Source organism: Curtobacterium sp. MCBD17_028, from assembly GCF_003234875.1.
Lineage (GTDB): Bacteria > Actinomycetota > Actinomycetes > Actinomycetales > Microbacteriaceae > Curtobacterium.
Genome location: NZ_QKTQ01000002.1, coordinates 318,239 through 332,573, shown reverse-complemented (window position 1 = coordinate 332,573; position 14,335 = coordinate 318,239). Strand labels below are relative to the sequence as shown.

Sequence of the window (14,335 nt, the reverse complement as noted above, 5' to 3'; positions counted from 1 at the left end):
GGTCGGGTCAGGAGGCGCGCGTCGCCTCCGACGTCGGCTCCTGGTCCGGGTCGCGCCGGAACAGCAGCGGCACCCGCGGCTCGAGCAGCCACCGGGTCGCGGCCCGGACCGGTGGCGTCGCGAGCAGCACGGCCACCGTGATCGCGAGCGCCACCATGAGCAGCAGGTACGGCCAGGCCGAGTGCGGACCCGACAGCACCCCGGACTCCCGGATCGGGTAGAGCACGAAGGTGTGCAGCAGGTACACGTACATCGTCGCCTGCCCGAAGGCCGACAACCACACCCGCCGCCGCGGGACGAGCAGCAGGAACGACGCCGTGAGGGCGCTCGCCAGCACCATGAGCCCCAGTCGCAGGAACCCGGCCCACCAGGCGTCCTGTCCGAGCCCCGAGTACGAGTCGTCGTAGAAGAACCAGTGGTGCAGTTCGAACGAGCGGAACGGCCGGACGAACACGACGCACGCCGAGCCCCACGCCGCGAGCACCACGACCGCGGCCGACCGCACCCACACGACCACCCGCCGCGGCGCGCCGGCCCACCGGTCCATCACCCCCCAGCCCTTGAGCTGCCAGCCGAGGACGAAGAACGGCATGAGTCCGATCGCACGGGACAGCGACAGGGTGGAGTCGACGTTGTCGAGGTACCCGACGCCGATGCTCGCGGCGACCGTCCACAGCAGCGGCCACCGGAGCTGCGCCAGGTAGGGGAGCACGAGTCGGAAGATCCCGAGCGCGAGCAGGAACCAGAGCGTCCACGTCGGCTGCGTCGGGTTGAACTGCTTCCGGCCCTCGACGATCGACTCCACCACCGTCCAGATCGTCTGCATGACGATGTACGGCACGACGATCTCGGCGATCGTGCGTCGCATCCGCACGGCGGTCGGGGTCGCGGACGACGAGAAGTACCCGCTGATCACACCGAACGCCGGGATGTGGAACGCGTAGATGAACGTGTAGAGCGCCATCGCGTGGTCGCTCGCGGTCGTCTGCCGCTGGATCGCGTGCCCGATGACGACCAGCGTCACCGCGAGGAACCGCGCGGTGTCCCACAACGGCACCCGCACCCGCGCTGGTGCAGGCCCGTCGGGAGCGACCGGAGGAGCCGAGGGCGCGGTCGAGAGGACGTCCGTGCTCATGCCCCGCCACGCTACCCGAACGCGCACCATGATGACCGCCCCCTCGGGGTCGCCCCGGTACCGTTGGACGACAGGAGTCGGCACCGGAGTCGGCACAGGAGGACACAGCACATGGCAGCACGACGCGCGGTCGTCACGGGAGCGAGTTCGGGCATCGGAGCGGCGACGGTCCGCCTGTTCCGCGCGCACGGATGGGAGGTCGTGGCGGTCGCCCGGCGCGAGGACCGGCTGACGGCGCTCGCCGAGGAGACCGACTGCGAGGCGTTCGTCGCCGACGTCACCGACGCATCGGCCGTCGCGGCGCTCGCCGCACGGGTCGGGGAGCTGGGCGGCGTGGACGCCCTCGTCAACAACGCGGGTGGCGCGTTCGGGCTCGAGCCGGTCGAGACCTCGAGCGTCGACGACTGGCGTGCCATGTTCGAGGTCAACGTCATCGGCACGAAGCAGGTGACGAGCGCGCTGCTGCCCCATCTCCGGACCCGGGCCGACGTCACGGGCGGCGCGGACGTCGTGACGGTCACGTCGACCGCGGCGACGGTGCCGTACGAGGGCGGCGCGGGCTACAACGCCGCGAAGGCCGCGGAGCACGCGCTCGTCGCGGTCCTCCGCCTCGAGCTGAGCGGCGAGCCGATCCGGGTCGTCGAGATCGCCCCGGGGATGGTCCGCACCGAGGAGTTCTCGCTCGTGCGGTTCGGCGGCGACCAGGACCGCGCGGACGCCGTCTACCAGGGCGTCGCCGACCCGCTCGTCGCCGAGGACGTCGCCGCCGCCATCGTGCACGCGGTCGAGCTCCCCGCGCACGTCAACCTCGACCTCGTGACGATCAAGCCCGTCGCCCAGTCCGCGCAGCACAAGGTCGCCCGGGGCGAACTCCGCACCCGGTAGCGCCCGCGGACCGTGAGGGCGATAGCGTGGCGGGATGACCTGCCCCGCCGACGCCGTCCCCGCGGCAGCGCCCGCCGATCCGGCGCCCGCCACCGTCACGTCCGCGGGTGCCGACGCACCCCCGTCCCACGCCGAGGTGCTCGGGTGGCTCGAGTTCGGGGACGCCGCGCGGCACCTCGCCAAGGACGTCCTCGACGCGGGGTTCGTGCCGGACGTCGTCGTCGCGGTCGCCCGCGGCGGGCTCCTCATCGGCGGTGCCGTCGCCTACGCCCTCGGCACGAAGATGTGCGGGTCGATCAACGTCGAGTTCTACACCGACGTCGAGCAACGGCTCGCCGCGCCGATCGTCCTGCCCCCGGCACTCGACGCGCCGAGCCTGGCCGGCAAGCGCGTGCTCGTCGTCGACGACGTGTCGGACAGCGGCCGCACCCTCGCGCTCGTCGTCGACATCGTCCGGCAGGCGGGGGCGGACGTCCGGAGCGCCTGCCTCTACTCCAAGCCCGGAACCGTCCTCGAGCCCGACCACGTGTGGCGGCGCGTCTCCGGGTGGATCACGTTCCCGTGGAGCGCCCTCGCACCCGTGACGGCCGAATCGTGAGCGTCCACCTGGTCGGTGGCGGCACCGACGCCACCCAGGCCTCCGACGTGTACGGACGGTTCCTCGCCGAGGCGACACAGCGCGGCGCGATCGTCGGCCGGTCCGCGCCGCGGGTCGCCGTCCTCGCGGTCGGCGCACCCGACGCGGCCGACACCCTGGTCGCGCTGCTGGGCGAGGCGGGCGGTGGCGACCTCCTCCCCGACGTCGTCGCGGCCGGCGCCACGTTCGACACCCGCGTGCTCAGCGACGTCGACGGCCTCGTGATCGCGGGTGGTCGCACGCCGGACTACGTGACGGCGACGGTGCCGCTCGTCGACCAGATCCGGTTGCTCGTGGCCGACTCGCTGCCGTACCTCGGGTACTCGGCGGGCGCGATGATCGCGGCGGACCGAGCGCTCGTCGGCGGGTTCCGCATCGGCGGGGTGGACGTCTCGCCGGAGTGGACCAGCGAGGGCCTCGACGAGGTCACGCTGCAGGAGGGCCTCGGCCTCGTCGACCTCGCGATCGACGTCCACGCGGCGCAGGCGGGCACGCTCTCGCGGCTCGTCGCAGCCGCCGAGGCCGGCGTCGTCGCGGGTGGTGTCGCCATCGACGAGGACACCGTCCTCATCGTCGGCGAGGGCGCGCTCGAGGTCCGTGGCTCGGGCAGCGTCTGGCGGGTCATCGCATCGGAGGACGGCGAGGGCGACCAGTTCGTCTCGGTGGCGACGATCGGCGCATGACCGACGGCGTCGCGGTGCACCCCCTCGCCGAGCTCGTCGACCCCGGCTGGGCGCGGGCGCTCGCACCCGTGGAGGACGACGTCCACGCGATCGGGGCGTGGCTCCGGGAGGAGGTCCGCGCCGGACGTCCGTACCTGCCGGCGGGGCCGTCCGTCCTGCGGGCCTTCGCCGACCCGTTCGACGACGTCCGCGTGCTCGTGCTCGGTCAGGACCCGTACCCGACGCCGGGGCATCCCATCGGTCTGTCGTTCGCCGTCGACCCGCACGTCCGGCCGGTCCCGCGGAGCCTCGCGAACGTGTACCGGGAGCTCCGGGACGACCTCGGCGTCGAGCCGCCGGTGCACGGCGACCTCCGGGCCTGGTCGTCGCGCGGCGTCCTGCTCCTCAACCGCGTGCTCACGGTCGGTGTCGGCGCGCCGGCGTCGCACCGCGGGCGGGGCTGGGAGCGCGTGACCGAGCAGGCCGTGCGGGCGCTCGCCGCCCGCGAGGCGCCCCTGGTCGCGGTGCTGTGGGGTGCGCAGGCGGCGGCGGTGCAGCCGTTCCTCGGGGACACACCGGTGGTGGCGTCGGCCCACCCGAGTCCGCTGTCGGCCGCACGCGGCTTCTTCGGCTCGCGCCCGTTCTCGCGCGTGAACGCGCTGCTCGAGGCACAGGGCGCGGAGCCGATGGACTGGACCCTCCCCGACACGGTGTGAGCGCCGGACGCCCCGCCTCGCCGGTCCGTAGGCTGGCGGGCGTCGCGGCCACCGCGGCCGGGAGGGACGGGTGCGGTGCTCGAAGAGGAATACCAGCCGCGTCGGCGGTTGCCCCGGCACCTCCGGCCCGCGACCACACCCGAACCGGCGTTCACCTACGTGATCCGGGCGGCCGAGCCGAGCGACCTGCCCGACGTCCGTGACATCCACGGCCACTACGTCCGGAACTCGTCGGTCACGTTCGACGCGTCGGCGTTCTCGTTCGCGGCCTGGAAGCAGCGCTACGACGACGTGCGCCGCCGCGGGTTGCCGTTCCTCGTGGCCGAGAACCCCTCGGGGCAGATCCTCGGGTACGCGCTCGTGACGCCCTGGAACCCCCGGGACCGCTCGAACCGCGTGGTGGAGGACTCGATCTACCTCCGCCCGGCGTCGGGTGGCAAGGGGCTCGGACGTGCCCTGCTGACCGCGCTGCTCGAGGAGAGTGCGGTCGCCGGGGTGCGCGAGGTCGTCGCGGTGATCGCCGACCGGGCCGCCGAGGCGTCGATCCGGCTGCACGCGTCGCTCGGCTTCACCGAGACCGGACGGATGGCGCGCGTCGGCTACAAGTACGAACGGTGGCTCGGGACGGTCACCATGCAGCTCCGGTTGCGGGGCGGCCGGGGCCGACGCCCGCTCGCATGACCGTCCGCACCGCCGGGAGCCTCCGCCTCCGCGCCGCCGCCGGCGCCGCTGGCTAGGCTCGGGAGCCGTGTTCGAACTCCACCACCTCAGCGCGCAGGACCTGTGGGACTGGATCCGTCGGGGCGAGGCCTCCCCGCTGGAGGTCGCGGAGCACTACCTCGGCCGGATCGAGCGCATCGACCCGGGACTCGGGGCGTTCACCGCGGTGACCGCCGACGCCGCCCGTGATCGTGCTGCCCACCTCGCCGAACGGGTGCCGACGTCCAGGCCGCTGTGGGGCCTCCCGAGCGGTGACAAGGACCTCGTGGACCGGACCGGATTCGTGACGCGGGCGGGCTCCCGAGCGGTCGCCGCGACGCCGGCGGTCGCGGACAGCCCGCTCGTGCGGGCGCTCGACGACGCCGGGACGGTGTCCCTCGGCCGCACCGCGACCCCGGAGTTCGGCTTGTCGTCGACGACCGAATCGCTCGCGACCGGTGCGACGCGGAACCCGTGGGACACGTCGGCGAGCCCGGGTGGGTCGAGCGGTGGTGCGGCGGTGGCGGTCGCGGCCGGGTTGCTGCCCGCCGCGGTCGGGTCCGACGGCGGCGGGTCGGTGCGGATCCCGGCCGCCGCGACGGGCCTCGTCGGGCTCAAGCCGTCCCGCGGGCGGGTGCCGGCGATGCCCGGGCGCGCCGGACTCGGCGGACTCGTGGTGGCCGGGCCGATCACGCGGTCGGTCGCGGACGCCGGGATGCTGCTCGACGCCCTCGTGGCGCCGAGCGGTCGCGCGGTCCCGGAGCCGTTCGCGCTCCGCACGCCGGACGAGGGCGACGGTCCCTTCACGGCCGCGGCGACCCGCGGCGAGGGCCGGTTCACGGTCGGGCTCCTGCAGGGGTCACCGTGGGACGACGCCGTCGACGTGCGGACGAGTCCCGAGGCCGCCGCGGCGGTCGCGGAGACCCTGGCGCTCCTCGACGCGCTCGGGCACGGCGTCGAGGACGTCGCGATGCCGCGGGTGGAGTACGCCCGGTGGTTCCGTGTCGCCTGGCAGGCCTCCGCGGCACGCATCCCGGACGTGCCCGGTCTCGACCCGTCACGCCTGGAACCGCTCACCGCGTGGCTCGTCGAACGCGGACGGGAGCTCTCGGGCGTGGCGGTGCTCGAGGCCATGGCCGGACTCGATGCGTTCTCGGTCGCCCTGGTGCAGGCGTTCGCGTCGTACGACGCCGTGCTCACCCCGACGCTCGCGCTCCCCCCGCGACCGCTCGGCTGGTACTCGGACGACCCCGAGGAGAACTTCGCGGACCAGTGCCGGTACTCGCCGTGGACCTCGATGTGCAACGTCGCCGGGCTGCCGGCGATCACGCTGCCGGTGTCGACCACGGACGCCGGCCTCCCCATGGGCGTGCAGCTCATCGGCCGCCCCGGTGGGGAGCGCACGGTCCTCGCCCTCGGCGCCCAGCTCGAGCGTCGGGTGCGATGGCAGCGGCGGCACCCGCCGCAGTGGTGAGGTCGGTGGGCCGGACGCCGTCCGCGGTGCAGGGCGACGGCCTCCCGTCCGGCGCAGCGGTCGGGCCGGACCTCAGACCGGCGGGAGCGTCGGCGCGGCCGCGACGAGTCCCCGCGTGACGTCGTGCCGCGGGTCGTCGAGCAGGGTCACCGGGCCCTGCTCCACGATCCGCCCGGCGTCCATCACCGCGACCCGGTCGCACAGCCGCTGCACGACGCCGACGTCGTGCGACACGAGCACGAGCGTCATCCCGAGGTCCTCGGTCAGGCGGTCGAGCAGGTCGATCACCCGGGCACGCACGACGACGTCGAGCGCGCTCATCGGTTCGTCGCCGACGAGCAGCGCGGGCCGGTGCACCACTGCGCGCGCGATCGCGATGCGCTGGCGTTGACCGCCGGAGAACTCGTGGGGGAACCGGTCCGCGGCGTCGTCCGGCAGGTCGACCCGGCGCAGGGCCTCGGCGACGAGCGCCGCGTGGTCGCCCGGCACGCGGAGGGCGCGCAACGGCTCACCGACGGTCCGACCGATGCGCATGCGCGGGTCGAGCGACGCGTACGGGTCCTGGAACACGATGCCCGTGCGGCGCCGGAACCAGCGCGTCGTGCGCGCGGAGGCGGCTGCCGACAGCGGGCGACCCCAGGCGCTGACGCTCCCGGACGTCGGTGCCTCGAGCGCGGTGAGGAGGCGGACGAGCGTCGACTTGCCCGAGCCCGACGCGCCGAGGACGCCGAGGCGCGCACCCGCGGGGACGGCGAGGTCGACGGCGTCGACGGCGGTCCGCGTCGCGCCGGGCTCGAACGGGCCGCGACGCGGGAGCCGGTAGGTCCGTGACAGTCCGCGCGCCTCGAGCGCGGGCGAGTCCTCGTGCTGGGTGTGCCCCGCCGCGGCGGTCCCGACCCCCCTCCCGCCGCTCGTGGTGTCCTCGCTCACGGGGTCCTCCTCGCGGTGGCGGCGGCGGCCGCGACGAGCGCGGCGGTCGCGGGGTGCCGCGGCGCGGCCAGGAGGCCCGTCACCGGACCCGACTCGACCACTCGTCCCGCGTCGAGCACGACCGCGGTGTCGGCGATGCGCGCCAGGACGGCGAGGTCGTGCGTGACGAACACCAGACCGGTGCCCCGCTCGTCGGCGGTGCGGTCGAACAGCTCGAGGACCCGGGCCTGCGTCGTCACGTCGAGCGCCGTCGTCGGTTCGTCCGCGAGGAGGAAGGCCGGCTCGCCCGCGAGGGCCATGGCGATGCACACGCGCTGCCGTTGGCCGCCGGACAGCTGGTGCGGGTACTGCCGCAGCAGGCGCTCCGGGTCGGGCAGGTCGACCGCGACCGCCAGGTCCACGGCGGCCTGGGCGGCGGCGCGGCGGTCGAGTCCGCGGTGCAGCCGCAGCGGCTCCGCGATCTGCGACCCGACCCGCCGGATCGGATCGAGTGCCGTCCCGGGCTCCTGGAACACCATGCCGATCCGACGACCGCGGTAGCGGGCGTGCTCGCGGTCCGACAGACCGACGAGCTCGTCGGGGCCGAGGCGCACGCTGCCCGAGACGGCGGCATCCGGGGGCGTCAGGCCCATCACCGCCAACGCGGTCATCGACTTGCCCGACCCCGACGCGCCGATCACACCGACACGGGCCCCGGCGGGGACGGCGAACGAGACGTCGTCGAGCACGGTCCGCCCGCCGATCCGCACGGTGAGGCCGCGCACGGTGAGGTCCGTCGTCGCGCCACGACCCGGACCGCCGGCGTGCTCGGCGCGGTCGACGGCGGTCATGCGGTCCCTCCGTGGACCTCGACCGTGGCGTCGGCGGTGGCGGGCATCACTGCGGGCGCACGACGGGCCTCCCGGGCGTCGGCCGCACCGGCGGTCGCGCCGGTGTCGGCATCGAGGTCGCGCCGTCGTCCGGTCAGTCGTGGGTCCGACGCGTCGCGCACGGCGTCGCCGAGCAGGGACAGCGCGACGACGACGAGGGCGATCGCCGCACCCGGCCAGGCCGCGCTCCACGGGTGCACGCCGATGTAGGTCTGCAGGTCGGCGAGGAGACTGCCCCACGAGGCGGTGGACGACGACGCGCCGTACCCGAGGTACGACAACCCGGCCTCGGCGAGCACGGCCGTCGCCATGGCGAGCGACAGCTGCACGGTGAACAGCGGTGCCGCGTTCGGCACGAGGTGGCGGAGGAGCACGCCGACCGGCCCGACGCCGGCGGCGCGTGCCGCGGTCACGTAGTCGCTCCGTGCGATGCGGCGGATCTCGCCGCGGGCGACCCGGGCGATCGTCACGCCGAAGCTCAGGCCGACCGACACGACGACGACGCCGAGCGAGCCGCCGAACACGGCCGTCAGGAGCATCGCCGTGAGGAGCGTCGGGAACGCGACGAGCACGTCGAGGAGCACGGCCATGCCCTCGCGGACCCACCGGCTCGTCAACGACCCGACGGCGGTCAGCAGCATCCCGACCACCGAGGCGATGACGCCGGACCCCAGGGCGACCAGGACCGTCGTCCGCGCGCCCGCGAGCACGTAGCTCGCGATGTCGCGGCCGACGGCGTCGGTGCCGAACCAGTGGGCGGCGCTCGGGGCTCGCCACTGGTGGAACGGGTCGGTGTCGAACGGGTCGTACGGCGTCCAGAACGACGCGACGACCGCGGCCACCACGAGGAGCCCGAGCACGACGACCGCCACCGCGCCGGACGGCCGGGTGACGAGTCGTCGGAGGAAGCCGCGCTCGCCCCGTCCCGCGGCCCGGGCGGTCACGCTGCCTCCCGGAGACGGGGGTCGAGGAGGCGGTGCGCCACGTCGACCGCGAAGCCCACGACGAGCACGAGCCCGGTGAGCACGAGGAGCTCGGACTGCACCTTCGTCAGGTCCCGGCGACCGACGTCCGTGACGAGCATGCGTCCGACGCCCGGCAGGGCGAACACCTGTTCCACGAGGACGGCGCCGACGAGCAGCCCCGCGATCTGCACGCCGAGGACCGCGAGCACGGTGAGCGCGACCGACGGCAGCCCGTGCCGCAGGAGCGCTGCCCGCCGGGTGAGCCCGACCGCCGCCGCGGTGCGCAGATGGTCGGCACCGAGGACGCCGAGCGTCGCGGAGCGCGTGAACCGGAGGACGACCGCACCCTCGACCGCGCCGATCGTCAGCGCCGGCAGGACGAGGGCGGCGAACGCGCGCCCCGGTTGGTGCCAGCCGTCGAGCGGGAACCCCTGGGTCGGCAGGAGCCGGAGCCGCACCGCGAACACGGCGACCAGGAGCATGGCGGCCCAGACGACCGGGATCGCGGCGACGGCCTGCGCCACGATCGAGATGACCACGCCGGCGGGTCGACGTCGGAGGACCGCGGCGACCACGCCGAGCGGCACCCCGAGCACGAGGGCGAAGAGCAGGGACAGGCCCGCGAGCGGCAGGGTGACGGCGAGCTTCTGCGCGATCTGCGGTGCCACCGCGCCACCCGTGACGAGGGAACGGCCGAGGTCGCCGTGCAGGACCCCACCGATCCAGCTGAGGTACTGCACGACGAGCGGACGGTCGAGCCCGAGTTGCCGACGGACGGCGGACACCTGCGCGGCCGACACCTGCGTCCCGGCGACGACCTGTGCGACATCGCCGGGCAGGACCCGCAGCGCGGCGAAGACGATGACGCTCGCGACGAGGAGGCCGACGGCGAGCAGGAGCAGCCGCCCGACGAGGAATCGGGTCACGGGGTCAAGCCTACGAGCGGCGTCACCCCGTGACGGCGAGCTTCGACAGGTCGAGTCGCGTGCTCGTCGAGTTCGTGGGGAAGCCGGTCACGCCGTGGCGGATGGCGGTGATCGTCGTCGCGGTGTAGAGCCACTCGCCCGCGGCGTCCTCGCTGACGATGCGGGCGGCCTTCCGCAGGTCCGCGTCCCGCTCGCTCGTGTCGGTGGTGGCGAGGGAGTCGGCGTAGAGCTGCTGCACCCGCGGGTTGTCGTACCCGAAGTAGTAGTCCGGGTTCGCCCAGTTGCCGAAGTCGCGCGACTCGGTGTGGTCGACCATGCTCAACTCGAAGTCGTGTTTCCCGAACACCTGGTCGAGCCAGGTGGTGAAGTCGACGCGCTTGACGTGCAGGGTGATCCCGACCTTCGCGAGCTGCGAGGTGAGGACGTCGCCGATCGTCGACGGGTAGATGTTCGCGTACGTGAGCGTGAGGTCGAGGTCGTGCTTCCCCGCCTGCTGCAGGAGCTTCCGCGCGTCGGCGGGATCGTACGCGTCGATGTCCGTCAGGTCCTGGTACCCCGGGTCGAGCGCCGGGATCGGTCCGCCCTGTTCGACGCCCGTGCCGCCGATGGCCTTGATGAGCGCCTTCGGGTCGATGGCCTCGCGGATGGCCCGCCGGACCCGCACGTCCGTGAACGGCGCCTCGCGGTCGTTGAAGGCGAGGGTGTACTTGTCGGTCGTCTCGCCGGTGTGCAGCGTGATGCCCGAGGCGCCCTGGAGCTGGCCCTTCAGGGTGCCGTCCACCGCCGTTTCCACGTCGAGGTCGCCGTTCGCCATGGCGTTGACGGCGGTCGACGCCTCGGTGATGTAGCGGAAGACGACCTTGGCCACCTTCGCCTTCGCGCCCCAGTAGCCCTTCCAGCGGGTGAACGTCAGCGAGTCGCCCTGCTTCCAGCTGCTGACCCGGAACGGCCCCGTGCCGATCGCGCTGTCCGAGCGGTCGTTGTGGGCGCCACGCTCGAGGACGACGCCCGCGCGACCGGTCAGCGCGAACAGCAGGTTCGAGTCGGGACGGGCGAGCCGCACCACCACGGTGTGGTCGTCCGGCGCCGTGACGTCCGAGACCGACGCGAGGTCACCCGCGTCGACGTAGGTCGAGCTCGCGCGGAAGTCGTCGAGCGACCACGCGACGTCCGATGCGGTGAGTGGGGTGCCGTCCTGGAACCGGATGCCGTTCCGCAGCGTGAACGTGTACGTGCGACCGTCCGCCGACACCGACCGCTTCGACGCGAGCACGTTCCGGATGCCACCGTCCTGCGTGCGTCCGACGAGGCCCTGGTACACGTTGTCGAGGAGCACCTGGTCGAGCGCGGCGCCCGACTGCTTCCGGATGTCGAGGCTCGTGGGCTCGAGCACCAGGCCCACCCGGACGGTGGCGTCCCGGCCGCCGGAGGTGTCGTCCGACGCGCCGGAGCAGCCGGTCAGGGCGAGTGCCGCGGTGAGGGCGAGTGCGGCGGCGATGAGGCCGGAGCGGCGCGGCCCGGAGCTGCGGAGCGGACGCATGTCGTGGGGGTTCCTTCCGTGCGGACGGCGGCGGTCGCCGCGGTGCGCTCGGACGAGCGTACCGGCAGGCGGTCACCGGGGGTTCGACGGCTCCCAACGCCGGAGCACGTCCGCGAGTTCCCGCGGCGCCTGGGTCTGCACCGTGTGTCGCGCGGGGACCGTGACGATCCGGGCCGACGGCAATCGCTCCGCGAACCGGCGGGCGAGGGCCTGGGACACGTAGCCGCGGTCCCCGCGCACGAGCAGGACGGGCACTGGGAGGGACTCGAGGTCGTCCCACGCGTCGGCGAACCGACCGATGTGCGCCGCCCCCGGTTCGAGGTGCGGGAAGTGGTGCCGCCGCACCCACCGGCCGTCGGGGGCGCGACGGGTGGCGTGGCGGGCCTCCCGGGCGAGCGCGACGGGGTCGTCGCCGAGCCGGAGTGCCAGGGCCCGCACGACCACCTCGTCGAGGTCGGCGAAGTCGGGTTCCTCCTCGAGGGCGCGGACGATGCGGTCCACGGCGCGCTGGGTGAAGTCCGGTGACATGTCGAGCAACACGAGACCGGTCACGCGGCCCGGCGCGATCGCGGCGACGCGGGCGGCGACGATCGCACCGAGCGAGTGGCCGACGAGCACCACGGGGGGCGTGCCGAGCGCGTCGAGCGCGTCGACGACGGCCGGCGCGACGGTGTCCGCCGAGTAGACGGCGTCCGCCCGCCACGAGGACCGGCCGTGTCCGGGCAGGTCGACCGCGAGTGCCGGTACGCCGAGCAGCAGCGCGGTCGCGTCGAACGTGTGCGCCTCGAGTCCGACGCCGTGCAGGAACACGACGCGGACGTCGTGGGCATCCCGGGTCGCCGCGGCGGTGGCGCGCCAGCGGACGGCGCTCACCGTGGCACCGTCGCCGACGGTCGCGGTCAGCCGGGAGGCCCGGAGCGGCTCCGTCACGCCGAGGTGCGCCGCGAGTGCGGGAAGGTCGCTGAACTCGTCGGGGTCGGGCTCGGTCACCCCGACATCCTGGCAGTCCGCCGATCACCTGCTGGACCGGCTGCGGTGATTTAGGTAAGGCATGCCATACTCGGATGGTGTCGACCCGGTACAGGACCTTCGCGGTGCGCGTCCTGCGCATCACGCCCCTCACGCCGCACTTCGTCCGCGTGACGCTGACGGGTGACGAACTCGCCGACTTCGCCGCCGTCGGTCTCGACCAGCGCATCAAGGTCGTCCTGCCACTGCCGCACGGTGGCTACGAGAGCGTCCCGGGCGACGACGCCGGGGACTGGTTCACCGCCTGGCGTGCGCTGCCCGACGAGCGCCGCAACCCGATCCGCACCTACACGGTCCGGTCGTTCCGGCCGGCCGCGCGCGAGCTCGACATCGACTTCGTCGACCACGGCGACATCGGACCGGCGTCGCGCTGGGTCGGTGGCGCCACGGTCGGTGACGAGCTCCGCGTCGTCGGACCGGTCGTCGCGCGGGGGACCCGCGCCGAGGCCGACACCGGACGGGGCGCCGCCGAGTTCGCACCCGGGAGCGCGCAGCGCGTCATGATCGCGGGCGACGAGACCGCCGCCCCGGCCATCTGCGCGATCCTCGAAGCCCTCGACGCGGGGACCGTCGGGCACGTCTTCATCGAGGTCCCGACCGAGGCCGACCGGCTTCCGGTGGCCGCACCGCGCGGGGTCGAGGTCACCTGGCTCCCGCGGAACGGCGCGGACCACGGCCTCCACATGACGGAGCAGGTGCGGTCGTGGGCGCTCGCACACCGGGCCTCCCGGGCTGCCGCGACCGCGGCACCGGTCCTGGCGGACGTCGACGTCGACAACGGGATCCTCTGGGAGGTCCCGGACGACGACCGTGCCGACGACAGCGTCTACGCGTGGATCGCGGGCGAGGCCGGATGTGTCAAGGAGATCCGCCGCCACCTCGTCCGTGGGGCCGGCATGGACCGGCGCTCCGTGGCCTTCATGGGGTACTGGCGCCGCGGGCGCGCCGAGTGCTGAGCGGGACCACGACCGGCACACCGAGCCCGGTGCTCGCGGCGCGGGGGCTCACCCTCGCGTACGACGACCGCGTCGTCGTCGAGTCGCTCGACATCGACGTCCCGGACCGGGAGCTCACCGTCATCGTCGGGCCGAACGCCTGCGGCAAGTCGACGCTGCTCAAGGCGCTCGCGCGCACGCTCACCCCGACCGCGGGCACGGTGTCCCTCGACGGCCGGCCGATCCGCTCGTACCGGTCGAAGGCCGTGGCCCGACGCGTGGCGATGCTCCCGCAGACCCCCGTCGCGCCGGCCGGCATCACGGTGCGCGACCTCGTCTCGCGCGGTCGTTACCCGCACCAGGACCTCTGGCACCCGATGTCCGCGGACGACCGCGCGGCCGTGGACGCGGCGCTCGAGCAGACGAGCACCGCGGCGCTCGCCGACCGGAGCGTGGACGAGCTCTCGGGTGGCCAGCGCCAGCGGGTGTGGATCGCGATGGTCCTCGCCCAGCAGACCGACGTCGTGCTCCTCGACGAACCGACGACGTTCCTCGACATCGCACACCAGTACGACGTCCTCGAGCTCGCGGCCTCGCTGCACGCGGCAGGGCGCACCGTCGTCGCCGTGCTGCACGACCTCAACCAGGCCGCCCGGTACGCGACGCACCTCGTGGCCATGGACCGCGGGCGGATCGTCGCGCAGGGGCCGCCCGCCGAGGTGCTCACGGCCGACCTCGTCGAACGGGTCTTCGGTCTGCCGTGCGTCGTCGTCCCGGACCCGGAGACCGGCACGCCGCTCGTCGTCCCGCGCGCGGGCGCCGCCGCGGCCGCGCGCTCGGCCGCACGGGGCGCTGACGGCACCGGCGGGCGCGCCGCCTCGACCGTCCGTGGGGACGCCGAGTCGGCGACGGTCCGCGAGGCGGACTGACCCG

At 74.3% G+C, this 14,335-nt stretch carries 15 protein-coding genes; 8 read left to right on the top strand and 7 right to left on the bottom strand.

The genetic code is table 11. The annotated features are described in order from the left end of the window. Positions 1-7 precede the first annotated feature (7 nt). On the bottom strand, positions 8-1,135 hold the full coding sequence (locus tag DEI86_RS03865; RefSeq protein WP_111009230.1) for an acyltransferase family protein: 1,128 nt from the start codon (positions 1,133-1,135) through the stop codon (positions 8-10). A gap of 111 nt (positions 1,136-1,246) precedes the next feature. Between DEI86_RS03865 and DEI86_RS03860 the strand changes: the two genes are divergently transcribed. The 6 genes from DEI86_RS03860 (at position 1,247) to DEI86_RS03835 (ending at position 6,208) form a co-directional block, all read left to right on the top strand. Continuing rightward, complete coding sequence (locus DEI86_RS03860; protein WP_111009229.1) at positions 1,247-2,020, top strand: SDR family oxidoreductase; 774 nt, start codon at positions 1,247-1,249, stop codon at positions 2,018-2,020. Between the two features lie 34 nt (positions 2,021-2,054). Further along, positions 2,055-2,618, top strand: coding sequence for a phosphoribosyltransferase (locus DEI86_RS03855; RefSeq protein WP_111009228.1), 564 nt, complete (start codon positions 2,055-2,057; stop codon positions 2,616-2,618). Then, complete coding sequence (locus tag DEI86_RS03850) at positions 2,615-3,340, top strand: Type 1 glutamine amidotransferase-like domain-containing protein (protein ID WP_111013755.1); 726 nt, start codon at positions 2,615-2,617, stop codon at positions 3,338-3,340. The genes DEI86_RS03855 and DEI86_RS03850 overlap by 4 nt, the downstream gene beginning before the upstream one ends. After that, positions 3,337-4,035, top strand: a complete 699-nt coding sequence (locus DEI86_RS03845) for a uracil-DNA glycosylase (RefSeq protein ID WP_111013756.1) — start codon at positions 3,337-3,339, stop codon at positions 4,033-4,035. The genes DEI86_RS03850 and DEI86_RS03845 overlap by 4 nt, the downstream gene beginning before the upstream one ends. A gap of 75 nt (positions 4,036-4,110) precedes the next feature. Next, positions 4,111-4,716: a GNAT family N-acetyltransferase gene (locus DEI86_RS03840; RefSeq protein ID WP_111013757.1), complete on the top strand. Its 606-nt coding sequence runs from the start codon at positions 4,111-4,113 to the stop codon at positions 4,714-4,716. Between the two features lie 67 nt (positions 4,717-4,783). After that, a complete protein-coding gene (locus tag DEI86_RS03835; RefSeq protein ID WP_111048848.1) occupies positions 4,784-6,208 on the top strand; it encodes an amidase in 1,425 nt (474 codons plus the stop codon). Between the two features lie 72 nt (positions 6,209-6,280). Here the strand turns inward: DEI86_RS03835 and DEI86_RS03830 are convergent, their stop codons facing one another. From DEI86_RS03830 to DEI86_RS03805, 6 genes are all read right to left on the bottom strand, one after another. Then, positions 6,281-7,042 (bottom strand): ABC transporter ATP-binding protein, encoded by a 762-nt coding sequence (locus tag DEI86_RS03830; protein ID WP_111013781.1) that lies wholly within the window; start codon positions 7,040-7,042, stop codon positions 6,281-6,283. Between the two features lie 92 nt (positions 7,043-7,134). Continuing rightward, positions 7,135-7,968: an ABC transporter ATP-binding protein gene (locus DEI86_RS03825; protein WP_111013759.1), complete on the bottom strand. Its 834-nt coding sequence runs from the start codon at positions 7,966-7,968 to the stop codon at positions 7,135-7,137. Further along, on the bottom strand, positions 7,965-8,951 hold the full coding sequence (locus DEI86_RS03820) for an ABC transporter permease (protein WP_111013760.1): 987 nt from the start codon (positions 8,949-8,951) through the stop codon (positions 7,965-7,967). The genes DEI86_RS03825 and DEI86_RS03820 overlap by 4 nt, the downstream gene beginning before the upstream one ends. After that, positions 8,948-9,898 (bottom strand): ABC transporter permease, encoded by a 951-nt coding sequence (locus tag DEI86_RS03815; protein ID WP_111048847.1) that lies wholly within the window; start codon positions 9,896-9,898, stop codon positions 8,948-8,950. The genes DEI86_RS03820 and DEI86_RS03815 overlap by 4 nt, the downstream gene beginning before the upstream one ends. A 22-nt stretch (positions 9,899-9,920) precedes the next feature. Beyond that, positions 9,921-11,438, bottom strand: coding sequence for an ABC transporter substrate-binding protein (locus DEI86_RS03810; RefSeq protein WP_111048846.1), 1,518 nt, complete (start codon positions 11,436-11,438; stop codon positions 9,921-9,923). Positions 11,439-11,510: 72 nt separating this feature from the next. Next, positions 11,511-12,428 (bottom strand): alpha/beta fold hydrolase, encoded by a 918-nt coding sequence (locus DEI86_RS03805; RefSeq protein WP_111009219.1) that lies wholly within the window; start codon positions 12,426-12,428, stop codon positions 11,511-11,513. 74 nt (positions 12,429-12,502) lie between these two features. Here DEI86_RS03805 and DEI86_RS03800 point away from each other — a divergent pair, with 74 nt between their 5' ends. Both DEI86_RS03800 and DEI86_RS03795 read left to right on the top strand, forming a co-directional pair. After that, the gene (locus tag DEI86_RS03800; RefSeq protein WP_111013763.1) at positions 12,503-13,423 is read left to right on the top strand and encodes a siderophore-interacting protein; all 921 of its coding nucleotides are present in this window, start codon (positions 12,503-12,505) and stop codon (positions 13,421-13,423) included. After that, entirely contained in the window at positions 13,420-14,331 is a 912-nt protein-coding gene (locus tag DEI86_RS03795) for an ABC transporter ATP-binding protein (RefSeq protein WP_375342162.1), read from the top strand. The genes DEI86_RS03800 and DEI86_RS03795 overlap by 4 nt, the downstream gene beginning before the upstream one ends. The last annotated feature ends 4 nt before the right edge of the window (positions 14,332-14,335 follow it).